Source organism: Kitasatospora sp. NPDC002965 (assembly GCF_040611255.1).
In the GTDB taxonomy this organism is placed as follows: domain Bacteria; phylum Actinomycetota; class Actinomycetes; order Streptomycetales; family Streptomycetaceae; genus Kitasatospora.
On the sequence record NZ_JBEXNT010000009.1, the window covers coordinates 83,279 to 106,797 of the forward strand.

General features: G+C 74.5%; 15 protein-coding genes and 1 pseudogene. 11 read left to right on the plus strand and 5 right to left on the minus strand.

All coding sequences use genetic code 11. The annotated features are described in order from the left end of the window. Positions 1–211: 211 nt before the first annotated feature. Positions 212–1,753 (minus strand): MFS transporter, encoded by a 1,542-nt coding sequence (locus ABZY91_RS06455; protein WP_329882679.1) that lies wholly within the window; start codon positions 1,751–1,753, stop codon positions 212–214. A 334-nt stretch (positions 1,754–2,087) separates the two neighbouring features. Here ABZY91_RS06455 and ABZY91_RS06460 point away from each other — a divergent pair, with 334 nt between their 5' ends. The 3 genes from ABZY91_RS06460 to ABZY91_RS06470 all read left to right on the plus strand — a co-directional run bounded on the left by ABZY91_RS06460 (position 2,088) and on the right by ABZY91_RS06470 (position 4,246). Next, complete coding sequence (locus ABZY91_RS06460; RefSeq protein ID WP_355400229.1) at positions 2,088–2,636, plus strand: TetR/AcrR family transcriptional regulator; 549 nt, start codon at positions 2,088–2,090, stop codon at positions 2,634–2,636. Positions 2,637–2,744: 108 nt separating this feature from the next. After that, a complete protein-coding gene (locus ABZY91_RS06465; protein WP_355400231.1) occupies positions 2,745–3,455 on the plus strand; it encodes a ribonuclease HII in 711 nt (236 codons plus the stop codon). A gap of 395 nt (positions 3,456–3,850) precedes the next feature. Then, on the plus strand, positions 3,851–4,246 hold the full coding sequence (locus ABZY91_RS06470; RefSeq protein ID WP_329950007.1) for a hypothetical protein: 396 nt from the start codon (positions 3,851–3,853) through the stop codon (positions 4,244–4,246). 158 nt (positions 4,247–4,404) lie between these two features. On the opposite strand, the gene ABZY91_RS06475 is transcribed toward ABZY91_RS06470, so the two are convergent. Then, positions 4,405–5,124: a hypothetical protein gene (locus ABZY91_RS06475; RefSeq protein WP_355400233.1), complete on the minus strand. Its 720-nt coding sequence runs from the start codon at positions 5,122–5,124 to the stop codon at positions 4,405–4,407. Between the two features lie 368 nt (positions 5,125–5,492). Further along, positions 5,493–7,691, minus strand: coding sequence for a RecQ family ATP-dependent DNA helicase (locus ABZY91_RS06480; protein ID WP_355400235.1), 2,199 nt, complete (start codon positions 7,689–7,691; stop codon positions 5,493–5,495). A 230-nt stretch (positions 7,692–7,921) separates the two neighbouring features. Here ABZY91_RS06480 and ABZY91_RS06485 point away from each other — a divergent pair, with 230 nt between their 5' ends. Beyond that, positions 7,922–9,724, plus strand: a complete 1,803-nt coding sequence (locus ABZY91_RS06485) for a DUF4192 domain-containing protein (protein ID WP_355400237.1) — start codon at positions 7,922–7,924, stop codon at positions 9,722–9,724. 86 nt (positions 9,725–9,810) lie between these two features. On the opposite strand, the gene ABZY91_RS06490 is transcribed toward ABZY91_RS06485, so the two are convergent. After that, positions 9,811–11,127 (minus strand): alpha/beta fold hydrolase, encoded by a 1,317-nt coding sequence (locus ABZY91_RS06490; protein ID WP_355400239.1) that lies wholly within the window; start codon positions 11,125–11,127, stop codon positions 9,811–9,813. A gap of 785 nt (positions 11,128–11,912) precedes the next feature. Here ABZY91_RS06490 and ABZY91_RS06495 point away from each other — a divergent pair. The 7 genes and pseudogenes from ABZY91_RS06495 (at position 11,913) to ABZY91_RS06525 (ending at position 22,650) form a co-directional block, all read left to right on the plus strand. After that, positions 11,913–14,033, plus strand: a complete 2,121-nt coding sequence (locus ABZY91_RS06495; RefSeq protein WP_355400280.1) for a glycogen debranching N-terminal domain-containing protein — start codon at positions 11,913–11,915, stop codon at positions 14,031–14,033. A 51-nt stretch (positions 14,034–14,084) separates the two neighbouring features. Beyond that, positions 14,085–14,904: pseudogene (locus tag ABZY91_RS06500) on the plus strand (NUDIX domain-containing protein). A gap of 342 nt (positions 14,905–15,246) precedes the next feature. After that, complete coding sequence (locus ABZY91_RS06505) at positions 15,247–17,379, plus strand: ATP-binding cassette domain-containing protein (protein WP_355400241.1); 2,133 nt, start codon at positions 15,247–15,249, stop codon at positions 17,377–17,379. A gap of 3 nt (positions 17,380–17,382) precedes the next feature. Then, positions 17,383–18,288, plus strand: a complete 906-nt coding sequence (locus tag ABZY91_RS06510) for a hypothetical protein (protein WP_355400243.1) — start codon at positions 17,383–17,385, stop codon at positions 18,286–18,288. 198 nt (positions 18,289–18,486) lie between these two features. Next, positions 18,487–19,419, plus strand: coding sequence for a FadR/GntR family transcriptional regulator (locus ABZY91_RS06515; RefSeq protein WP_355400245.1), 933 nt, complete (start codon positions 18,487–18,489; stop codon positions 19,417–19,419). 467 nt (positions 19,420–19,886) lie between these two features. Further along, positions 19,887–21,521, plus strand: coding sequence for an RNA polymerase sigma factor (locus ABZY91_RS06520; RefSeq protein WP_329882608.1), 1,635 nt, complete (start codon positions 19,887–19,889; stop codon positions 21,519–21,521). A gap of 205 nt (positions 21,522–21,726) precedes the next feature. Continuing rightward, complete coding sequence (locus tag ABZY91_RS06525; RefSeq protein ID WP_355400247.1) at positions 21,727–22,650, plus strand: serine protease; 924 nt, start codon at positions 21,727–21,729, stop codon at positions 22,648–22,650. A 154-nt stretch (positions 22,651–22,804) separates the two neighbouring features. On the opposite strand, the gene ABZY91_RS06530 is transcribed toward ABZY91_RS06525, so the two are convergent. Then, positions 22,805–23,035, minus strand: a complete 231-nt coding sequence (locus ABZY91_RS06530; RefSeq protein ID WP_329882610.1) for a hypothetical protein — start codon at positions 23,033–23,035, stop codon at positions 22,805–22,807. Positions 23,036–23,519 lie beyond the last annotated feature (484 nt).

Genomic DNA, 23,519 nt, shown 5'->3' on the forward strand with positions numbered 1-23,519 from the left:
GGTGCCTCGCGGGGCCGCTCGGCGGGGTCGGGCAGGAACCGGCAGGGAGAAGGCGTGCGGGCCGGCCGGGAGCGAACTGCTCCCGGCCGGCCCGTCATCTCCGGCGGTCGACGCCGGATCGGTCCGCGCACACCGTCCGGCGTCCGCCGATCAGGTGCGTGGTGCGTGGTGCGTGGTGCGTGAAGTGCGGTGCGGTGCGGGTGCGCCGCGCTCAGTGCATCGCGACGCCGGAGGCCTCCGTCGGCAGGTCGGAAGCCTTGGCCTTCACCACGAAGACCGCGACCACCAGGGCGACGGCCGCCAGCGCGGCGCCCGCGATGAAGCCGTGCGATATGCCCTGGGCGAGGACCTCGTTGGCCGCGCCGGTGCCCTGCGGGAACTCCTGCTTCTCCATCAGCCAGGCCTTCTGTTCCGGCGTGGCCGTGGCCATGAAGCCGGGCAGCTGGACCTTGGCCTCGGCGGTCGCGTAGTGCGCGAACACCGTGGTCAGGATCGACAGGCCGAGCGACCCGCCGATCTGCTGCATCGAGTTGAGCAGGCCCGAGGCGGCACCGGTCTCGTCCCCGGCGACCCCCGCGACGGCGAGCAGCATCACCGGGACGAAGACCAGGCCCATCCCGAAGCCGAACACGACCGTGGGGCCGAGGACGCCGTCCAGGTAGCCGCTGTCCGCGTCCATGAAGGTCAGCCAGGTGAGCCCGATGGTGACCAGCAGCGAGCCACCGGCCATGAACGGCTTCGGGCCGTACTTGACCTGCAGGCTCGACGCGAGCTGGGCGGCCACGATGATGGACGCGCTGATCGGCAGGAAGGCGAAGCCGGACTTCAGCGGGCTGTAGCCCAGCGGGCCCTGCACGAAGAGCGTGATGTAGAAGAAGATGCCGAACATGGCCGCGGCCAGGCAGAGCATCATCACCAGGCCGCCGGTGCGGTTCCGGTCGGCGAACAGCTTCAGCGGGGTGATCGGCTGCGCGGTCCGGGTCTCGATGACCAGGAAGGCGGCCATGAGCACCACGCCGGCCGCGAACGAGCCGAGCGTCAGCGGGTCGGACCAGCCGTCCGAGGCGGCACGGATGAAGCCGTAGACCAGGCCGACCAGTCCGAGTGTCGAGGTGAGCGCGCCGGGCACGTCGAAACGGCCCGCCTGGCGCTCCGACTCGGCGATGTGGCGCGGCGCGGCGAAGGCGATCAGGACGGCGATCGGCACGTTGACGAAGAAGACCCAGCGCCAGTCCAGGTACTCGGTGAGCACGCCGCCGGCCAGCAGGCCGATCGCGGCGCCCGAACCGGCCACCGCGGAGAACACCCCGAAGGCCTTGTTGCGTTCGGGCCCTTCCTCGAAGTTGGTGGCGATCAGGGCGAAGGCCGTCGGCGAGCAGATCGCGCCGCCGATGCCCTGGAGCGCGCGGGCGGCCAACAGCATGCCGCCGTCCTGTGCGAAGCCGCCGAGCAGCGAGGCGAACCCGAACAGGAGCGTGCCGGCGATGAAGACCCGGCGCCGGCCGAGGATGTCGCCCGCACGGCCACCGAGCAGCAGCAGGCCGCCGAAGGTCAGCGTGTAGGCGTTGATCACCCACGACAGGTTGGTCGTGGAGAAGTTCAGCACGTCCCTGATCTGCGGCAGGGCGATGTTCACGATGGTGGCGTCGAGCACCACCATCAGCTGCGAGGCCGCGATGACGGTCAGGGTGAGGCCCTTGTTCCGTCCTTGGCGGCCCTGCGTTGGAGAGTTCTTGCTGAGTGTGTCGGAGATAGCCAAGTTGATGCCCCCTGCTGGCTACTGCTTCGTGTACTTCGGACCCGGGGTCCGGAACGGTCCGGCGGCGTCCCGCGGACTATGAAGGAACGGAATCGTTCACTACTGTGGACGATAGCGTGGGCGTGATTATGAACGCAACCGTTCCCTAAGGTTGGTGACAATGAATCAGTTGGTGCGACGCCAGGCGGCGGTTCGGTCGACCGGCCGGGCGGTCGAACGGCCGGTCGAGAGGCCCGTCGAGCGGTCGACCGAGGCCGCCTCGGGACCCTGTCCCGTACGGATCGCGGCCGAGGTCCTGCGTCGACCGGTCCGGCGGCGGGGGAAGGAGTTGGAGACCGCGATCTTCGATGCGACGCTCGACCAGCTCACCTCCGGCGGGTTTGCGCGGCTGACGATGGAAGGGGTCGCCCAGGCAGCCCGGACCGGAAAGGCCGCGCTGTACCGGCGCTGGGCCTCCAAGGTCGAACTGGTCATCGACGCCCTGGACTCCACTCTGCCACGCCCCTCCGACACTCCGGACCTCGGGTCCGCCCGCGAGGAACTCCTCTACCTCGTCGAGAGCTTCGCCGCCGTCGTGCACTCCCGCTCCGGTGGTGCGATGCACGCGCTGATGGCCGAGTTGGATCACGAACAGGCCGCGCTGTTCAAGGACTTCATGGCCCAGCGGGTGATCGAACCGACCAAGGGGGTCATTCTGGACATCCTCCGGCGCGGCGCCGAGCGCGGCGACGTCCGGCCCGGCGCGGTCACGTCGATGGTCGCCGACCTGGCGCCGGCGATGCTGCTGTACCGGGTCAAGATCTGCGGCGGGCAGGTGGGCCCGGAGTTCGCGACCGAGCTGGTGGACGAGGTCATGGTCCCGCTGATGCGGAACTGAGGCCTGGGGCCGGGGTGCGGGCGTTCCCGGCCCGCCCCGCCCCGGGCCTTTCCGGGCCCTGCGACGGGTGGAATACGCTGGAGTCCGCCCAGCTGAACGGATTCCGACATGCCCATCGTCCCGCCGACGCACTCCGTCGAGCGCTCGCTCCGGCGGGCCGGAGCCAAGGTCGTGGCCGGCCTCGACGAGGTCGGGCGCGGCTCCTGGGCCGGGCCGGTGACCGTCGGCGCGGCCGTCACCGGACTGCGCCGACCGCCGGAGGGGCTGACCGACTCCAAACTGCTCACCGAGCGCCGCCGCGAGGCGCTCGCCCCGGTGCTCGCCGACTGGGTCGGCGCGTACGCGCTCGGTCACGCCTCGGCCCTGGAGTGTGACGAGCTGGGGATGACGGCGGCGCTGCGACTGGCCGCAGTCCGGGCGCTGGAGGCGCTGCCGGTGGAGCCGGACGCGGTGATCCTGGACGGCAAGCACGACTACCTCAGCGGCCCCTGGCAGGTGCGCACGGTGATCAAGGGCGACCAGTCGTGCATCTGCGTGTCGGCCGCCTCGGTGCTCGCCAAGGTCCACCGCGACGGACTGTTGGCCGAACTGGGGGAGGCGCACCCCGAGTACGGGTTCGCCGACAACGCCGGCTATCCCTCCCCGGTCCACCGGGCCGCGCTGGAGGAGTTCGGGCCGACCGAACACCACCGCCTCTCCTGGTCATATCTGGACGGACTGCCCAAATGGCGCCACCTGAAGCGGAGCCGACCCCTTCCCGGGGTGGGCGGAGCGGGTGCGGCGGAGCCGGTCGGCGAACAGCTGGCACTGGGTTTCTGACGGGGCGTCGGGGAGGGTCGGGGCCCGGACCGCGAGGTTCGCGGTGACCAACAGGTGGGGCGCCCGTGCGCGTCCGACCGGCATTTGATAGATATCCGGGTATGCCTGTCTTCCCCGAGGAGCCGGAGATCAGCGAGAGCCTCCCGGGCCCCGGCGTTCCAAGCCCCCGTGAGTCGGACGCACACGCCCTCCGTACGCCTGCCACCGGCAGCGCGAACACCGCCGTACCGTCGGCCGCCACCGCGTCGGCCCCGGTACCGGGCCCGCGTCCGGCACCGCCGCGTCCGGCACCCGCGCGTGCGAACCGTCCGGGGCCGCCGCCGCGCCCGAACCAGATTCCCAAGCCCACCCCGCCGCCCCCGCCGTCGCGGACCGCGTCGATCGAGATCCAGCATGTGCCGGCCACCGGGGCGGAGGCCCTGGACCGGGCCGACGAGACGGTCGACCGGCTGCTGGACTCCGGCCGTGACCCGGGAGACATCCTGGTGCTGACGGTCGGCGCGGCGCATCCGTGGCAACAGCACGAACTCACCTTCGGCGAGGAGCGCTACTGGGCGCAGCTCGCCGAGGGCGGCGACGTGTTCTACGCGGACGCCGACCTGACCCGCCCGGCCCGCCGTGCGGTCGTCGTCCTGGCCGTCGCTGCCGGCTCGGCCGGCCGCGTCGCCGCAGCACATGCCAAGGCACTCCAGCACGCGGACTCGCTGCTGGTGGTCTGCGGTGGCACCGCTCCCGCCCCGGCCGCCCTCGCGGGCGCCGGAGCACCGACCGGCGGCCGGCTGCCCGCCTGAGACCCTTCGGATCTTCGAGGCCCGGTACCGCTGGTGCCGGGCCTCGACGTTTCCGCGTGGCCGGCGCCACTTCCGGTCGGCGTCCGGACTCCCCGGCCGCCTCGCTCGGCCGGTGGGCCGGGGTGCAGGTACCGGCCCCGGACGGGCGGGTGGTCGCGTCAGCGGGTGCCGGTGCGGCGGGTCGGCTCGATCGCCGTGACCCGGGCGGGTGTCCACGGGTGTTCGGACTGGCGGGACCGCTGTGGCCGTTCGCCGCGCCGGGGCCGCTCGGGCGCCGCCTGCCGCAGTGTCCGCTGGCCGCGCTGGCCGTCGAGGGCCGAACGCGGGGGCAGTTCCGTCACGGTGTGGACCGGTCCGTCCGCCCATGAAGCCGCGTTCGGATTGCGCCCGCTCCGTCCGTCGCCGAGGATCTGCCAGCCGACCGGGGTCAGGGCCACGTACGCGCCGCAGCGCAGCCCGTGCAGGGTGGCCGCGTCCTGGAGCGCCCACATCCAGGCGCCGTCCTGCTCGGTCCAGCCGGCCGCGCCCTCCCGGCAGCTCAGCAGCACGGCCGTCCGGGTCGGGGTGGGAAGGCGCAGGTCGTGCGGGACGACCTGGCGCAGGTGCGTGAGGATCGCGTTGCGGTGGAGCCAGCCGTCCTCGTTGTGCGGGCGGGGTGCGAACGAGGCCGACCCGGTCAGCCGGTGCAGCGCGTCCAGGACCGCGACCACGACCGTGCCGGGCTGGGGCAGGTGGCGCTGGTGCAGCTCCAGCACGAACTCGCGCGGATCGCGGAGCAGTGGGATCCCGGAGGCCGTCCAGGTCTGCAGGTCGAGCACGCGTCTGGGCGAGGAGCTCCGGGCGAGGGGATACTGACCTCGGTCGATGCCGTTGATCACAATCCTCCTTCCCGACCCACGGGCGCGCGGGTACCTGCGTACGCCGAAGACCTGGTCGACGGGACCGGGTTCCGGGTACGGTCCGATTCTCAGGGTAGCCGGGCGGGAGCGGCAACGATGAAATGATGAACGCCGCCCGAAAGCCAACGTTCTGCCGGATATATTCCACGTTCGTGCGAGTGCTACCCGACTGCTGCCGGATCGTGATCCGGGCCGCCTGGGGGATGCCGCGAAGTGTCCCGCGCAACTCCGTCCCGCCTTTCCGCCGGTGGCGGCCCCGGCGGTGTCCGCCGGGGCCGGCCGCGTTCCGGTGATCTCCTTAATTACTCCATTCGGGTGATATGAGTCGATCGGCTCCGGACCGGCCGTCAGCCCTGCACCGCCAGCACCAGCGGCAGCACCGCACCGGCACCGGCCCGCCGCAGCAACCGGGCGGCCACGGTGACCGTCCAGCCGGAGTCGACCAGGTCGTCCACCAGCAGGACCGGCCCGCCCGCGGCCGCCACCGCCGCTTCCAGCTCCGGCGGCAGGACGAGGGCACCGGCCAGGGCGTTCAGCCGCTGGGCGCTGTTGCTGCGCGACCCGTGCGGGGGCTGTCCGGTCGCGTACTCGATCTGTCCGAGCAGGGGGAGCCGCCCGATCTCGGCGATCCGGGCCCCCAGACTGCCGACCAGCCGGGGCCGGCGGGACGAGGCCATGGTCACCACGCCGACCGGCCGGTCGAGTCGGCCGCCGTCGGCCGCGGCCGGGCCGGCCCAGCCGCCCGGACCGCGCGCCCAGTCGGCCAGGACGGTCACCAGGGCGTCCACCGCCTCGCCCGGGACCGGCCCGTCGGGGGCCTGGTCGGCGAGCAGCGCCCGCAGGCGGTTGCCCCAGCCGATGTCGGAGAGCCGGCCGAGGGCCCGGCCGGTCTCGGCCTGCTCTCCGGCCGGGATGCGGCCCTTGAGCGGCACGCCCAGCGCGTCCATCCCGGTGGGCCAGAGCCGACGGGGCTCGAAACCGACCCCGGGCCGGCCGAGGGAGGCCCGGGCCGCCTCCAGGGCCTCGGTCGAGACCTCCGGACCGTGCAGCGGTCCGGCGCAGTTGTCGCACCGGCCGCAGGGGGCGGCCTGCTCGTCGTCCAGCTGCCGGCGCAGGAACTCCATCCGGCAGTCGGCGCCCGCCGCGTACTCGCGCATCGCCCGCTGCTCGGCCTCGCGGGAGGCGGCGACCTTGGCGTAGCGGGCGGTGTCGTACTCCCAGCTCTGCCCGGTGGCCGTCCAGCCGCCCTTGACCCTCCGGACGGCGCCGTCCACGTCCAGGACCTTGAGCATGGTCTCCAGCCGGGCGCGGCGCAGGTCCACCCGGGGCTCCAGGGCGGCGGTGGAGAGCGGGCGGCCGGCTTCGGCGAGTGCGTCGATGGTCCGGCGCACCTGCTCCTCGGGCGGGAACGCCAGCGAGGCGAAGTAGCGCCAGATCGCCTCGTCCTCCCGGCCGGGCAGCAGCAGGACCTCGGCCCGGTCGACCCCGCGCCCGGCACGGCCGACCTGCTGGTAGTAGGCGATCGGGGAGCTGGGCGAGCCGAGGTGCACCACGAAGCCGAGGTCCGGCTTGTCGAAGCCCATGCCCAGGGCGGAGGTGGCGACCAGCGCCTTGACCCGGTTGGCGAGCAGGTCGGCCTCGGCGGTGCGGCGTTCGGCGTCCTCGGTGCGGCCGGAGTAGGCGGCCACCGCGAAACCCCGCTCGCGCAGGAAGGCCGTCACCTCGTCCGCGGCGGCGACCGTCAGGGTGTAGACGATGCCGGAGCCGGGCAGCCGGTCGAGGTGGTCGGCGAGCCAGGCCAGCCGGTGCGCCGGGTCGGGCAGCGGGAGCACGCCGAGGGTGAGGCTCTCGCGGTCGAGCGGTCCGCGCAGCACCAGGGCGTGCGCGTCGCCGGTGCCCGTGCCGAGCTGCTCGGCGACGTCGGCGGTGACCCGGGCGTTGGCCGTGGCGGTGGTGGCCAGCACCGGGACGCCCGGCGAGAGGTCGGCGAGCATGGTGCGCAGGCGGCGGTAGTCGGGGCGGAAGTCGTGGCCCCAGTCGGAGATGCAGTGGGCCTCGTCGACCACCAGCAGGCCGGTGGAGGCGGCGAGCTTCGGGAGCACCTGGTCGCGGAAGTCCGGGTTGTTCAGCCGCTCGGGGCTGACCAGCAGTACGTCGACGGCCCCGGCGGCGACCTCGGCCTGGACGGTGTCCCACTCGTCGGTGTTGGCGGAGTTGATGGTGCGGGCGTGGATGCCGGCCCGGGCGGCCGACTCCACCTGGTTGCGCATCAGGGCGAGCAGCGGGGACACGATGACCGTCGGTCCGGCGCCCCGGGCCCTCAGCAGGGAGGTGGCGATGAAGTAGACGGCGGACTTGCCCCAGCCGGTGCGCTGGACCACGAGGGCCCTCCGGTGGTCGACGACCAGCGCCTCGATGGCCGTCCACTGGTCCTCGCGGAGCGTGGCGCCCGGGCCGGCCAGCTCGCGCAGGACGGCCTCGGCCCGGGTCCGGACCTCGGCGCGGTCGGCGGCGGTGGCGGTGGTGTGGGTCTTCGGCTGCTGCATGGCGTCCATGTAACCCCGAGGTGCCGACAAGCGGCGAACGGCGGCCGGTCACGCGTGGGTGGATCGGGGCCGCATTTCATCATCTGTACTGCTGAACGGCCGTCAAATGTCCCCCTGGAGGGTGGTGCGTGTTGAGCCGAACGAGGGAGGAGTTATGCACAGGCGGGGTTTATCCACAGGGGAAAAAGAAAAATCCGGGGGCTCCGGTGAATTGCGCCAGTCTTCCGGCCATGAACAACGAACGCATCGCGCTCCCCTTCGGCGACGGCCCCGGCGGCCGGCCGATCACCATGCGGGGCCCGGCCGACATGGCCGAGCTGCTGCCCTACCTCCTCGGGTTCTTCCCCGACGACAGCATCGTCGCGGTCGGTCTCGGATCCCCGGACCTCCGCCAGGGCGGGGTGATCCGGCTGGACATCCCCGAGTCGCCGGAGGAGTGGCCGGCCGCCGCCGAGGAGACGGCCGACCTGCTGGTCGGGCTCTCCGAGCAGCAGGGCGAGCGGCCGGTCCAGGTCCTCCTCTACCTCTGTCAGGACCCGGGCCGTGATCACGGTCCGCCGACGGACGAGCGGCTGCGGCCGCTCGCCGAGCGGTTGCGGCTGGCCTTCGAGAGCCGCGGGGTGCGGGTCAAGGAGGCGCTCTGCGTCTCGGCCGGTCGCTGGTGGTCCTTCCTCTGCCGGCGTGACGGGTGCAGTTGCGATCCGGCGGGCAACCCGATCGGCAGCGCTCCCGGGCCCGGCCCGGTCGCGGTGGCTGCCACCGTCGCGGGCCTCGCCCCGCGCGGGAGCCGCAAGGAGATCGTCGCCGGGCTGGCGCCGGTCGGCCCGCCCGCCGCCGGCCCCCAGCGGCGGGCGATCGCCCGGGCCGAGGGCGGTCCGGCGGCGGGGCGGCGGCCGTCGCTCGACCGGGAGGAGAGCGCCCGGCTGCTCGACGGGGCCGTGGCCGCGTTCATGGCGGGCGCCGTCGAGCTCGACGAGGACCGGACGGCCCGGCTGCTGCTGGTGCTCCAGGACCGGGTGATCCGGGACCGCGCCGCCGAGTACGCCAGGCCGGGCGAGCTGGCGTCCGCCCAGCGGCTCTGGCGGTTCCTCGCCACCCGCTGCGTGCCGCCCTACACGGGCTACGCGCCGCCGCCGCTCACCCTGCTGGCCTGGGTCTCCTGGGTCGCGGGAGACACCGCCACGGCGCGTGTGGTGCTCGCGCACACGCTCCGTCTCGCGCCGTCCTACCTGCTGGCCCAGCTCCTGTACGAGTCGCTCAACGGTGGCTTCACGGTCGAACCGCTGCTGGCGAGCGTGGAGACGGAGCGCTGCCGCCGCACCGAGCGGGAGCGGACGTCGGCGGTGGGGCCGACCGTCGCTCAGGCTCAGGCTCAGGCCGACGGCGGGCGGGCCGGTACCGGTCCGGGTGGCGAGGCCCCCGATGCTGCCGGGCCGGTCGCGGTCGAGCCCGTGGAGGTCGAGCATCCGGACACCGAGTCTGCGGAGGCCGAGCCCGCAGGTGGGGAGCCGACGGACACCGGGCCGGGCGGGGCAGGAGCGGGTGACCCGGCGCCACCGGACCGGGCCGACGGGTCCGACCGGCCGGGCGGTTCCGCGACGGCGAAGGCCCGCCGCCGTCGCAGGCGTGGCCGCCGGGCACGGCCCGAGGGATCGTCGCCGTCCGGAGGAGCGAGCGGCCCGGTGCCCGGCGCCGCCCCGGATTCCGGGCATCCGACGGAGACCCCGCCCGAGCCGGCCGCAGTCGTCGCTGCGACCGGTCGGTCCGGCTCGTCGGACCTCGCGGGGCCGTCGGGCGCTGCCCGAGTGCGCGGAGGTCGGACCGGTGCGGAGCCGGTGCCGCGTCTCCTGCCGGGGCTGCCGGGGCTGCCGGGGCTGCCGGGCTGCCGCCCGGCGGAGCGACCCCGCTCCACCCGGCGGGCACGGATCAGCCGCTCCTCGCCCTGGGCGGCACCGGTCTCACCGACCCCCGCCCGTCGAGGCCGGTGCCGGGGCGTTCGGAGTGCGCCGGCCGGAGCCCGGACGTCCCGGTGATCCGGGAGCCCCGCGCGGGCACCGCCCGGTCCGGTCCGGGTGCCCGCCGGGCGCCGGGACCGGCCGGGGCTCGCCGGCAGGCGCGGCTACGCCTCGCCGCGGGCCATCGCGATCAGGCGGTCGAGCACCTTGCCGTCGCTGACCCGGAGGCCGTCGTGCTCCCACTCGTTGGTGATCCAGGTCCGCAGCCCCCGGACGGCCCGGGCGGTCGCCAGGGAGTCGGCCGTGTCGACGTACATGTCGTCGTGGTAGACGGCCGCCACCACCGGCACCTCGTTGGCGGCGAGCCGCGCCGGGTCGTACAGGTCGGGCCAGTCGGTCCGGGCGGCGAGCAGGTCCGCGGTCTCCTTCAGCGGTCGCAGCGCGGGGTCGGTGTCGAACATCCAGGGGTAGATCATCTCGCCGGTGAACAGCACCGGCGCGTCGGACTCCAGAGCGGCCCGGGCGTCGAAGGCCGGGAACTCCGCGCGGACCCGCTCGGCGGACCAGGCGGTGCCGGCGGGGTCCACCGAACGCTGGCCGTAGATCGACTCGTGCAGGACGGCGTAGAGCGGGCCCTGGGCGAAGGAGAGCTGCGCCTCGGCACCGGCCAGGAAGGTGTCGGAGAGCTCGGGGCCGTCGGTGCCCTCCACCCAGGCCTCCTCCAGCAGGTAGTGCAGGGTGCCGGAGCCGCTGCCGCTGCCGAGCAGCATGCCGAGTGCCTGGAAGGCCCGGACGGTGAGCAGCCCGCCGCCGGGCAGGGTGGCGGGGGAGTCGGAGAGGTGGGCGGCGATCCGCCGCACGCCTGCCACGTCCTCGGGGAAGCGGTCGTAGTGGCCCTCGTTCTTGCGGACGACCCGGGGGTAGGCCGCCCGGTAGACGTCGTCTGCGGAGCGGCGCAGCCCGGCGAGGCCACCCGTGACGAAGGCCTGGTCCAGTCCCTCGGGCGCGATCGAGAGGTAGGTGAGGGTGCAGAAGCCGCCGAAGCTCTGGCCGAGCAGGCTCCAGCGGCGGTCCTCGCCGAGCAGCCGGCGGCGGATCAGCTCGGCGTCCCGCACGATCGAGTCGGCACGGAAGTGCGCGAGGTAGTCGGCCTGCTCCTCGGCGCCACCGCGACGGGCGAGCGTCTGCCGGGTCGCGGGCGTGGAGCGCCCGGTCCCGCGCTGGTCGAGCAGGAGCACCCGGTAGTCGTCGAGGGCGCGCGCCAGCCAGCCGTCCCGGCCGAGCGGGCGGCCGGCCTTGCCTCCCGGGCCGCCCTGGAGGAAGAGCAGCCAGGGCAGGTCGTCGTCCTTCGCACGGCCCGGGGCGACCACCTCGCGGGCGTACACCTCGATCTGCTCGCCCTGTGGGGCGCTGTGGTCGAGGGGCAGCTGGAAGACGTGGTCGGTGCTGACAATCCCGGGCAGCCGGCTGGGGGTGGACATACAACTCCTCGGTCTCTGCTGGTCACAGCGATCGCGTCGGCCCCCACCGGGGTTGCCGGTGGCGGGGCCGCGATCCCCGCACCGTATCCTGGCCGCGGCCGAGCACCGGCCCGGCGGTCACTGTCCAGGACGGCCACCCGACGGACCGGGCCTCGACGGCCCGCAGGACGGCGGGGAGGCGGCACCGGACCGGTACCGGAGCGGAGTCACAGCGAAAGCCCCGGCGGGTCCGCGAGCACCGACGGCACGCACGTCCGGAATCCCGGGCGGGTACCGCGGTCGAAGCCGGCGGGCGTGACCTGTGGACGGTCTCCGGCGTTGACCCCGGGGGCCCCGGGCCCGGCACCACGCCCCGTCCGGATCCGCCGTCGGGCCGGAGTACCGTCCGGACGGTCGGCCGACACGGCACCCGTGCAGGTGGCGGTGCCGGCCCCGAGCGGCGGGGCGCGGAACGGACCGCCGCTCCGCGGCAGCGGTCCGCGCGGGGCACCGGCCGGGCATGACGTCACCGCCGCCGCGGGACGTCGGACCCGACGGCGCGCCGCGCGGGTCCGGTGAACGACCGGGCGCGACGGGACGCCCGGGAACGACGCGGAGCCGATACCGACCCGGTATCGCGCCCCGCATGGCACGGCCCGGTACCGGGTACGGCCAGGCACGGCACACCGGCCGGCGGAGAGGTCCGTCGGCCCGAGACACCACCAGCACGCGATCGAACATGCTCGCGGCCCACCGGCCCTGAACGGCCACCGGACCGCCGAGGGGAGGAGAGTCCGGTGACCGCGATGAGGCCACCACAGGCCATGCCGGCCGAGAGTGTGGTCGGCGCGCCCAGACCGGTCGGCCGACCGGATCCGGCCCAGCCCGGAGCGCCCGGCGGCCAGGCCCGGTCGGCGCCGCCGCGCCCGCAGCCGGCCGCCGCCCACCACGCGGTGCTCTGTGTCAACGCACCGGCGATGGCCGCCTCCGGGCCGGACGGCCAGCTGCGCGGGCACGGCCTGCACGGCTTCTACCGCTCGGGTGTCCGCGTGGTCGCCCGGATGGAGCTGCGGCTCGGCGGGATCGAGCCGCTCCCGCTCCAGGGCACCCTCACCACCGCGGCGCAGGCCCGCTTCCTCGGGGCCGTCCGGCTCCCCGGCGACCTCGACCCCGATCCGGCGCTCACCGTCGAGCGGCTGCGCCACGCCGACGGCGTCGAGACCGTGACGGTGCGGAACACCGGCAGCCGCGCGGCCCGGCTCCCGCTGGAGATCGCGCTCGGCACCGACCTCGGCCCGGTCGGCGAGATCGCCGCCGGCCACCGGCCGCCGGACCTGCCCGGCCAGGTGCAGTCCTCCGGGTTGCGCTGGGCGGGGCCCACCCACAGCGCCACGGTCAGCGCCCAGCCGTCTCCGCACGCCGTCCTGGCCGGCGCCGGTGTGCTGCGCTGGGACCTGGAGGTCCAGCCCGGGGCCCGCTGGTCGGTCGAGCTGCGGGCCGAACTGGAGACCACCCTGCCCGGCCCTCGACCGCCCGGCGGTCGGGGCACCGGAGTCCCGCTGCCCTGGGCCGAGCCCGAGGTGCGCTGCGACGACCCCCGGGCCGCACTGGTGGTGGCACGCTCCCTGGACGCCCTCGGCGGGCTGCTGTTCGCCGACCCCGACCGGCCGACCGACCTCTACCCCGCCTCCGGCGCACCCTGGCGGTTCGGGCTCGCCCCGGCCGACGCGCTCTGGGCGGCCCGGCTGGCACTGCCGCTCGGCACCCGGCTCGCCGCCGGCACCCTCCGGGCCCTGGCCCGCCGTCAGCAGCCGGCGCCCGTCCCCGGTCAGGGCGGTCACCGCCCCGAGGGCCTGCTGCCGGGGGCCCTGCGGCACGGTGGCCCCGAACTGCCGCCCACCTGTACCGCCACCGAGGCGACGCTGCTGTTCGTCACCGTGCTGGCCGAGGCCTGGCGCTGGGGCCTGCCCCGGCAGGAGGTCGCCGAGCTCCTCCCGGCCGCCGAGCGCGCGCTCGCGGCGCTGCGTGAGGGCCTGGTCGACGGCTTCGTCACCGACCTCAGCCGGCCGGTCGAGGAGAGGTCGGCCCACCCGGTGCCCGCCCGGGCCGAGGTCCAGGCCCAGGCGCACCGTGCCGCCCTGCACGGGGCCGACCTGCTGGCGGCCTTCGGCCGGCCCGGCGCCGAGGAGTGGCGGAGCTGGGCGGCCGGACTGCGCGCACGGTTCCGCGACCGGTTCTGGGTGGACGACCTCTCCGGCGGCCGTCCGGCCGCCGGTCTCGCCCCGGGCGGCCAGTCGCTGCCCGCCGTCGCCTCCAGCCTGGTCCACCTCCTCGACCCGGGGCTCTCGGCCGAGGGTGGCCGGCACGAGAGCCTGCTGGACCGTGAGCAGACCAGGCTGCTCGCCCATCGGCTGGCCGCGCCGGAGCTCGACAGCGGCTGGGGGCTGCGCACGCTGAGCGCCAAGTCGCCCCGGTTCAACCCGCTGGGCCACCGCAGCGGCGCGGTACGGGTCCACGAGACCGCCCTCGCCATCGCCGGGCTCGCCGAGGCCGGCCACGAGAACGAGGCCGGCGCACTGCTGGAGGGTCTGCTCTCCGCCGCCGCCCACTTCGAGGGCCGGTTGCCCGAGATGTACGCGGGGGAGCAGCGCACGCCGGGCTGCCCGCCGGTGCCGCACCCGGGTGCCTGCCGCCCGGCGGCGGTCTCGGCCGCCGGGGCCGCGCACGCGGTGTTCGCGCTGGCCGGCGTCCGCCCCGATGTCCCGGGCGGGCGGGTACTGGTCCGCCCGGCCAGCACCGCGCCGCTCGGAGAGCTGGAGTTGACCGGTCTGCGGGTCGCGGGCGAGCCGTTCTCGGTGCGGGTCAGCCGGATCGGGGTCGCGATGGTGGAGGAGGCGTCCGCAGAGCTGCAACTTGTCGCCCGCTGACGCCGCCCCTGCCGCGCGGGGCGGGCCCGGCCGTCGGCCGGGCCCGCCCTCCTGCGGACTGTCCGTACGCGGGCCTGTGCTTATCGTCAGAGAGACGACTATGATCGTCGCCATGTCGCGTTATGACCCGTCGGCCTTCCCCCCGTTCGCTGTCACGGTCGACCTGGTGGTGCTGACGGTGCGCGAGCACGCGCTCTGTGCCCTGCTGGTCCGACGGGGTGAGCCTCCCTACCAGGGCTACTGGGCCCTCCCCGGAGGCTTCGTCCGCCCCGACGAGGGCCTCGCCGAGGCGGCCTCCCGGGAGCTCGCCGAGGAGACCGGTCTGCGCGCCCACTCCGCCCCCGGACACGACGCGGTCGGCCCCGGCACCGCCGGCGCCCACCTGGAACAGCTCGCGACCTACGGCCACCCCCAGCGCGACCCCCGGATGCGGGTGGTCAGCGTGGCGTACCTGGTCCTCGCGCCGGACCTGCCGACCCCGCGCGCCGGCGGCGACGCCAGCGGCGCACGTTGGGCACCCGTCACCGAACTGCTCGGCCCTGACCCCGTCGACGGGGTCCCGCTCGCCTTCGACCACGGGCTGATCCTGGCCGACGGAGTGGAGCGCGCTCGCTCCAAGATCGAGTACTCCTCGCTGGCGACGGCCTTCTGCGCGACCGAGTTCACCGTCGGCGAGCTGCGCCGGGTCTACGAAGCGGTCTGGGGTGTGGCGCTCGACCCGAGGAACTTCCACCGCAAGGTGACCGGCACACCCGGGTTCCTGCTTCCCTCGGGCGGCACCACGACGCGTCAGGGCGGGCGCCCGGCGCAGCTCTTCACCTCCGGCGGGGCCAACGTGCTCAACCCGCCGATGCTGCGCCCGGAGTCCTGAGCCCCCGAGCTCCCTCCGCCCCCGGCGTCGTCCGGACGCACCGCGTGCCACCGGTGCTGCGGCGATCCCGCCCTGCCCCTCCCCGTCCCTCCCGGCCCCTCCCGGCCGCGTCGCGGTCCCCTCGCGCGCCGTGGTGGTTCGCTCGCTCTCCCGGGCTACCCGGGTCTCCTCGCAGGATCGGATTGTCCCCTGATCGGGTGAGGTGCGCGGGCGTCGGGCCCGTGCCGCCCCCACAATGCCCGGAATCTCCGGACCGGCCCCCTAATGTGCTGGCGCGGAGCCGTGCGGGCACGACCCCGCGCCACGCAGACCGGGTCGGCCGAGGCATGGGAGCAGCCAGCGATGATCCAGATCACCGGACTGACCAAGGTCTACCGCCGGGGCGGTCCGCCGGCGGTACTGGATCTGACCTTCGACGCCCGCCCCGGCATGGTGACGGCGTTGCTCGGTCCCGAGGACGCGGGCAAGTCCACCGCCCTGCGGCTGATGCTCGAACTCGAACGCGGCCGTGGCGTGACCCTCTTCGACGGCCGTACCTACCGCCGGCTGCGGCGGCCCGAGCGCGAGGTCGGCGTGGTGCTGCCCGACCCCGGCCGGGCCGGCGGAGCTGCGGACGCCGCGGGGCACCCCGGCCGGAAGGCGCGCGGTCACCTCAGGATGCTGGCGGCGGCCGTCGGGGTCCCGGCGAGCCGGGCCGACGAGCTGCTGGAACAGACCCGGCTGGCGGCCGTCGCCGACCAGCGCCTGCGGACCTTCTCGCCCGGGATGCACCGGCGGCTGGCCCTCGCCGCCGCGCTGCTCGGCGACCCGGGGATCCTGCTGCTGGACGCGCCGACCGAGGGGCTCTCGCCGCGCAACGCGGAGTGGTTCCAGTCCTTCCTGCGCTCCTTCGGCGTCGCGGGCGGGACGGTCCTGGTCACCACCCGCACTCCGCAGGACGCCGCCCGGTTCGCCGACCGGGTGATCACCCTGGACCAGGGCCGGCTGGTGGCCGACCAGCCGGTGACGGAGTTCCGCCGCACGCGGCTCAGCCCGGAGGTCGCCGTCCGCGGGCCGCAGATGGCGCGGCTCGCGGACCTGCTGGTCGGCCAGGGGGCGCAGGTCCGCCGCGACGGCGGGGCCGGTCTCGCGGTGGCCGGGATCGGCCGTACCGAGATCGGTGAACTCGCCTACCGCAACGGCATCCTGTTGCACGAGCTGGCCGACCGCGTGGTCGAGCAGCCCGCGCCCCGGGCCGCCCTGCCGGTCGGGTCCGGGCGCTCCGGGCACCTTCACCTCCAGAGCCGGGCGGGACAGGACCGCCCGGCGAAGGCGCAGCGGGATCAGGGGGCGCCGGAGGAGCAGCGGGAGCCGACCGGTGGAGGCCGGAAGGCGGAGCTCGGGTCAGGGGGAGCGGACCGGACGGTCGCGCTGCCCCAGGTGTCGACGGAGCCGGCCCCGGTGCCGCAGCCGGCCGCCGCCGAGCGGGACCAGACGCCCTCGCCCACCCTCGCGCTGCCGGTCGCACCCGGGCCGGCCGTGGCCCCGGTCGCCGTCTCGGCCGCGACCGCGCTGTCGGCGATCACGGGGCGGGCCGGCCGACGTGCGGCCCGCCGGCCCGGATCCGCACCGGCACCCCGGCTCCAGCCCCCGCTCACGCCGGCGGAGACCCCGCCTCCGGCCGTGACCCCGCCTCCGGCACCGGCGCAGGTTCAGGCCCCGACGTCCGTTCAGGACCCGGCCCGGGTGCGGCTCCAGGACCGGGCTCCGGCCCAGGCCCAGGCCCAGACCCAGACCCAGACCCAGACCCGGGCCGCGCGCCCGGTCGAGGACGAGGACGCGGACACCTCCCCGACGGTCGCCGTGGACCGGCTCTTCCGGGACGGCCTGAACGACCTGGCCCGGTCCGGCGTCACGCCGGTATCCGCGTTCCCCGAACACGCGGTGCCCTCCGACGACCTGACGACCGACGACACCGTCCGTCTCGGCCGCCTCGCCCAACCCCTCGCGGAGTCGGGCGTACGGTCCCCGCGGACGCCCGTACCGCCGACCGGGGCGGGCGACGACCGCGCCGTCACGGAGCGCCGGCCGGCCGACCCCGCAGGGGCGCGCGGGCTGCCGGCCTACTCCGGGCCCGCCGGTCACGGCCGGATGCCGACCGGGTCGCGCTCGCTGTCGGCGGCTGCGGCAACGACTCCGGCTCCGGCTTCGGGCTCGCTTCGGGCGTCCGGATCCGACCCTGCTGCTGCCCCGGCGAATTCCGGGGAGGCCGGGCCGGCCCGCGGGGCTGCACCGATGACCGGGACACCCGAGCACGCCGCCGCCGCAGCCCTCCCGGCCGCGGCGCCGGCACACGCGCTGCCGGCTCTGCCCACGCCCACCCCCGCTCCCGCCCCGGTGTGGACCTCCGCCGGGTCGGCCGGGGCAGAGGCACCCGGCCACGGAGCCGCTGTCCTTCCCGTCACCCCCGCCACCATCGACCTTCGGAGCGAGTGAACCGTGCGAGTTCTGGCCTACGAGCTGCGCCGGTTGCGCGGCCTGCGTTCCACCTGGCTGCTGCTCGGTGCCGTGGTGCTCTGTGACGCGGCGGTGGCCGCCGTGCTGGCGGGGCAACTGCCCGACGGGGGGCTGGACGGCGCGGCGGCGGTGCGGCTGCTGACGGCGACGGTGCCGCTGGTGCCCCTGCCGTTCGCCGCGTTGGGGGCCGGGGTGCTGGGGGCGCTGTCGTACGGGCACGAGGTGCGGCACCCGGGGCTGGCGGCCTCGCAGGTGTCGTACCCGCGCCGGGTGCGGCTGCTGACGGCCAAGCTGCTGGTGACCGGTTCGGTGGCGGCGCTGCTGGCGCTGGTCACGCTGCTGGTCGACGCGGTGGCCGTGCACCTCGCACTGCCCGCAGGGGCGACGGTGACGTCGTGGTCCGAGCCGGCCGCGCTCTCCGGTCGGGTGGCGGAGGCGCTGGCCTCGGCCGGCCTGGGCGGGCTCGGCGACTTGCCGACCGTGCTGGCGCCCGTGGCACTGGCGGCCGGGCAGGGTGCGCCGGCCGCGTTGCTGGCCTTCGTCCTGCTGGTGGTCGTGGCGGGCTGGACCGGGGTGCTGACGGCCTCGCTCACCCGCAGCGCCGCTGCCGGGGTGCTGCTGCTCTGCGCGCTGCCGCCGCTGCTGGAGTCGGGTGTGGCGCTGCTGCTGCGGCAGACCGGGACGGCGTGGCCGACCCGGGCGGCGGAGCTGCTGCCGTTCCAGTCCGGGGTCGAGTGGGCGTACGGATGGGTGTACGGCGGGGACCGCCGGGTTGCGGAGAGCGGGTCGGCCCTGACCGACCCGGCGTTGCTGGCCGCGGTGACGGCGCCGGCCTTCGTACTGCTGCTGACCACCCTGCTGGTCCAGGCCCGGCGCCGGGCGCTCTGAGCCACCCCGCGGGCCGGGACACGGCCGCCTGGCGGACCGCGGACGGACTGCGGGTCGGCCGCCGGGGAGGTCCGTGGAGACGCGGAACGGTGGCGTCCGGCCCCTGACGGTTCGCCAAGATCGACCACCAGTGACCGCAATGAGCGTTTCTTCCTGATAAGAAGTCAATTATCCAGTCACGGTCGATCACCCTTTCGTGTGCTTTTCACGAGAATTCTCAAGCTGTGCTCCCCGATCGCCGACAAAGGACCTGTGAGTACCCTTGCGCACCCCACCATGACCCCTGCCCGTTCCGCCGACGGGGCCATCCCCGGCTCCGGCGACCTGGACCGCTTCTCGTACGCCGACCGGCCGACCCCGCCGGCGCCCCGTTGGGAGGGCGCCGAGTCGGACCTCGCCCGGGTCGGCCGCAAGACCACCAGCAGCCGCGGCCGCGGCCTGCACGGCCAGCTGGTCCAGCAGCTCGGCCAGATGATCGTCTCCGGCGACCTCGGCGCCGACCGGCCGCTCGTCCCCGAGGAGATCGGCCAGCGGTTCGAGGTGTCCCGCACCGTCGTCCGCGAGTCGCTGCGCGTGCTGGAGGCCAAGGGTCTGGTCAGCGCCAGGCCGAACGTCGGCACCCGGGTCCGCCCCGTCAGCGACTGGAACCTGCTCGACCCGGACATCATCGAGTGGCGCGCCTTCGGCCCCCAGCGGGACGAGCAGCGCCGGGAGCTGTTCGAGCTCCGCTGGGCGATCGAGCCGCTGGCGGCCCGGCTGGCCGCCGGCCACGGCCGGGAGGACGTCCAGCAGCGCATGGTCGAGCTGGTCGAGATCATGGGTCACGCCGCAGCCCAGGCCGATCACTCGACCTTCACCCGGGCCGACGCCGAGCTGCACGGGCAGCTCCTCCAGCTGGCCGGCAACCGGATGCTGGAGCACCTCTCCGGGATCGTCGCCTGCGCGCTCCAGGTGTCCGGCGGTCCGGTCATCTCCTGCGAGCGGCCGGTCGAGGCCTCCGTCAGCCTGCACGCCCGGCTGGTGGACGCGCTCGGGGCTGGCGACGGCACCGCGGCCGAGGCCGCGACGCGGGCGCTGCTCACCGTCCACCCCGAGATCGAGCCGTCGGTCCCGGCGCCCCGGGAGCACTGAGCGGTCCGTTCGGGGCCGAGTGTTCCCCCCGTTCCCCGCGACCACCGGCCCTCCGGCTGCCGCCACGGCGCAGCCGGAGGGCCTCTGCGTGTCCGGGCGGTGGGCGGCGGAACGGGCCGGGTGTCGCCCCGGTGGCCCAAGTGTCGTGTCCATGGTGACGGGCTTCGGCGCGAGTGAGGGATGATGGAAGTCGGCCCCGGGCCGCGGAGAGCGAACGGTGTGACCCGCGACACGAAGGCCATGCGTAACACTTGACGTGTAGCAGCGATGTCTCCTGAGCGGGAGCAGCTCCGGAATACCCCAACGTGTCAGAATGCTGTGTTGGTCCGCGGCGCTGCTGCCGTCCTGCAAACCCAGTCCTCAAACCCGAGTCGGTCGGAATCGACACCGCGTGCCCGACGCGCGATCTCCTTCCCCGCCCGCTCGGGCGGCCGGTACGGGTTCGAGTCCACTCATCGTCCGAGAGGTTGTTCGTGTCGGCCAGCACATCCCGTTCGCTTCCCCCCGAGATCGCCGAGTCCGCGGCTCTGCTGGCGCTCATCGAGCGGGGCAAGGCCCAGGGGCAGATCGCCGGTGACGACGTACGCCAGGCGTTCGAGGCGGACCAGATCCCGGTCACCAAGTGGAAGAACGTCATGCGCAGCCTCAACCAGGTTCTGATTGAGGAGGGGGTGGATCTCATGGTCAGCGCGGCCGAACCGGCCGGCGCCAAGCGCAAGAGCGTCGCTGCCAAGAGCCCCACCAAGCGCACGGCCACCAAGGCGGTCACCACCCGGACCCCCGCCACTCCGACCAAGCCGCCCGTGCGCATCGCGCCCGGTGCGCCCGTCTCCACCCCCGCGGTCGCGGCTGCTGCCGCGCCGGTCAGCACGGTGTCCGCCGAGATCACGGTCGAGGGGACGGGCGTCGCCGCCGACGTGAAGGCCGTCGCCAAGAAGGCCGTCGCCAAGAAGGCGGTCGCCAAGAAGACCGCCGCCCCGGCCAAGAAGACGGCCGCCAAGAAGACCACCGCCACCAAGACCGGCAAGGCCGGCGAGGAGGAGCTGCTCGGCGAGGAGGAGCTGGAGGACGCGGCGCTCCCGGGCGACAAGCCCGCCGCCGAGGGTGACGCTCCGGAGGAGGAGTCGGAGGGGTTCGTCCTCTCCGACGACGACGAGGACGACGCCCCGGCCCAGCAGGTCGCCGTGGCGGGTGCCACCGCCGACCCGGTCAAGGACTACCTGAAGCAGATCGGCAAGGTCCCGCTGCTCAACGCCGAGCAGGAGGTCGAGCTCGCCAAGCGCATCGAGGCCGGCCTGTTCGCCGAGGACAAGCTCTCGGCCGCCGACAAGCTCGCCCCCAAGCTCAAGCGCGAGCTGGAGATCATCGCCGAGGACGGCCGCCGGGCCAAGAACCACCTGCTGGAGGCCAACCTCCGTCTGGTCGTCTCGCTGGCCAAGCGCTACACCGGTCGCGGCATGCTCTTCCTGGACCTGATCCAGGAGGGCAACCTGGGCCTGATCCGTGCGGTCGAGAAGTTCGACTACACCAAGGGCTACAAGTTCTCCACCTACGCGACCTGGTGGATCCGCCAGGCGATCACCCGCGCGATGGCCGACCAGGCCCGCACCATCCGTATCCCGGTGCACATGGTCGAGGTCATCAACAAGCTGGCCCGCGTCCAGCGCCAGATGCTCCAGGACCTGGGCCGCGAGCCCACCCCGGAGGAGCTGGCCAAGGAACTCGACATGACCCCGGAGAAGGTCATCGAGGTCCAGAAGTACGGCCGCGAGCCCATTTCGCTGCACACCCCGCTGGGTGAGGACGGCGACAGCGAGTTCGGCGACCTGATCGAGGACTCCGAGGCGGTCGTCCCGGCCGACGCGGTCTCCTTCACCCTGCTCCAGGAGCAGCTGCACTCCGTGCTGGACACGCTGTCCGAGCGCGAGGCGGGCGTGGTCTCGATGCGCTTCGGCCTGACGGACGGTCAGCCGAAGACGCTCGACGAGATCGGCAAGGTGTACGGGGTCACCCGTGAGCGCATCCGCCAGATCGAGTCGAAGACCATGTCCAAGCTGCGCCACCCGTCGCGCTCGCAGGTGCTGCGCGACTACCTGGACTGATCGTCGGACCGTCGCAGGTCCAGCCCGAAGGCCCGGAGCGAACGCTCCGGGCCTTCGGGCTGTTCGGGGGCGGTCGGCGTCACCGTCCGGGTGGCCGTTGTCGCTCGTCCGGGTGGCTGTGCGGCCGCAGGGGGTCGCTCACCGTAGCCGGTCACCTACGCTGTGCCGGTTGCCTGCTGCTGCTGCCGAGCCACCTGGAGACACGGTGTCGCCCAACCCGGACCGCCCGGACCGCGCCGACCTGCCGACCGCCGCCCCGACCCCGGTGCACTCGACGACGGCGCACGCGGTGCGCCCGGTGCGCCGAGCCCGCCGGGCCGCCGTCCTGACCCTGCTGGCCGCCCTGCCCGCGCCGCTGATCGCGCTGGGGCCGGCGGTGCCCGCCGCCCAGGCGAAGGGGCGGATCGTCGGTGGTGTGGCGGCGAGCACCGCAGACCGGCCCTGGGTGGTGGCGCTGGCCAGTCGCCAGCAGTTCGGCGCCGGGCGCTCGGGGCAGTTCTGCGGCGGCGCGCTGGTCACCCCGACCAAGGTGGTGACGGCCGCGCACTGCTTCTACGACGAGTCCAGGGGGCAGCGGGTGGAGCGCCCGGGCCTCAGGGTCGTGGTGGGGCGGGACGACCTGCGGGGCGGGGCGGGGCGCGAGGTGCCGGTCCAGGCGGTCTGGGTCCACCCCGACTACGCCTTCGCCACCAACATGAACGATGTGGCGGTGCTCACTCTCGGCGAGTCCCAGGAGGCCCGGCCGGTGATCGAACTGGTCGGTCAGGGCGAGACCGGGCCGTACCTGGCGGGCACCAGGGCGCAGGTCTACGGCTGGGGTGACAGCACCGGTCACGGTGACTACTCGCCCACGCTGCGTGGGGTCGACGTGCCGATCGTCCCGGACCAGACCTGCGCGCAGGCCTACCCGGGTGGTGCGGACGGCCGCTTCGACGCCCGGGGCATGGTCTGCGCGGGCGAGGAGCAGGGCGGCAGGGACGCCTGCCAGGGCGACAGCGGCGGGCCGCTGGTGGTCGCCGGCAGGCTCGCCGGACTGGTCTCCTGGGGCACGGGCTGCGCCGAGGCCGCCCACCCGGGCGTCTACACCCGGATCGGTTCGGTCGCGGACGCGGTGCGCGCCGTCCTCTGACCGGTCCGCCGCACAGGGCCGACGGGAGTCGGGGTGTGAAAACGTCGAAGCCGGGCGGCCGGCCCCCGGAGGGGTCGGCCGCCCGGCTCACCGGTCGCGCGCCGTGCGCGACCGGACACAGCTCGACGCTCTTGCTGTTGCGTGGCGCCCGGGATCAGCGCTCGTCGGTGTCGGTCGTTGCGGCGGTGCCGCTCAGCCGGCCGCTCTCGTCCTGTATCTCCACGGCGATCTTCTTGAGCTCGGGCTCGAACTTCCGGCCGTGGTGGGCGCAGAAGAGCAGCTCTCCACCGCTTGCGAGTACGACGCGCAGGTAAGCCTGGGCGCCGCAGCGGTCGCAGCGGTCAGCCGCGGTGAGCGGGCTCGCAGGGGTCAGAACAGTAGTCACGTCGCCTCTTCTCTAGCTCGACGAGCTGTCGTACCAGGGTCAACATCCAACCAGGCCGAAAACGTTCCCGCTCGTGGCTTTTCTTCTCTGAGGATTCTGCTGTGTTGATGAGGACGTGCCCCGGGGGCCGGTGGTTCATGCGTACCGAATCCCAGGATCCGTCTCTCGCTCGAACGCCCGATCGGAACCGAGTGTCGGAGTCCGCGTAGCATAATCCTCTGCTGGGTTGGAGCATAAGCCCCGTCCCCGGCCCCGGTAGCCTGCATAACGGCAGTTCCGGAGCCTGTGCCCGGTCCCACGATCCGCCAGGACCGGTGGTACCGGGAGGAGATGGAGCCCCGGCGCGGCCAATCCGGCGCGGCGCTTGTTCGCGCAGCGCGTACAAGCTGCGCGGGACCGGCTCGTCGTGCTGTGCACCCAGCGGAGGGGTGTGCACACGCAGGGGAACGGCTGTCGGTGCGGTGTGCTGCACTGGCGGACGGTC

Bases quoted from the DNA above. Each gene is read 5' to 3' on its own strand.
- ABZY91_RS06505 (WP_355400241.1), top strand. From the start codon at position 15,247: ATGATCCAGATCACCGGACTGACCAAGGTCTACCGCCGGGGCGGTCCG.
- ABZY91_RS06480 (WP_355400235.1), bottom strand. From the start codon at position 7,691: ATGCAGCAGCCGAAGACCCACACCACCGCCACCGCCGCCGACCGCGCC.
- ABZY91_RS06490 (WP_355400239.1), bottom strand. From the start codon at position 11,127: ATGTCCACCCCCAGCCGGCTGCCCGGGATTGTCAGCACCGACCACGTC.
- ABZY91_RS06495 (WP_355400280.1), top strand. From the start codon at position 11,913: ATGAGGCCACCACAGGCCATGCCGGCCGAGAGTGTGGTCGGCGCGCCC.
- ABZY91_RS06465 (WP_355400231.1), top strand. From the start codon at position 2,745: ATGCCCATCGTCCCGCCGACGCACTCCGTCGAGCGCTCGCTCCGGCGG.
- ABZY91_RS06485 (WP_355400237.1), top strand. From the start codon at position 7,922: ATGAACAACGAACGCATCGCGCTCCCCTTCGGCGACGGCCCCGGCGGC.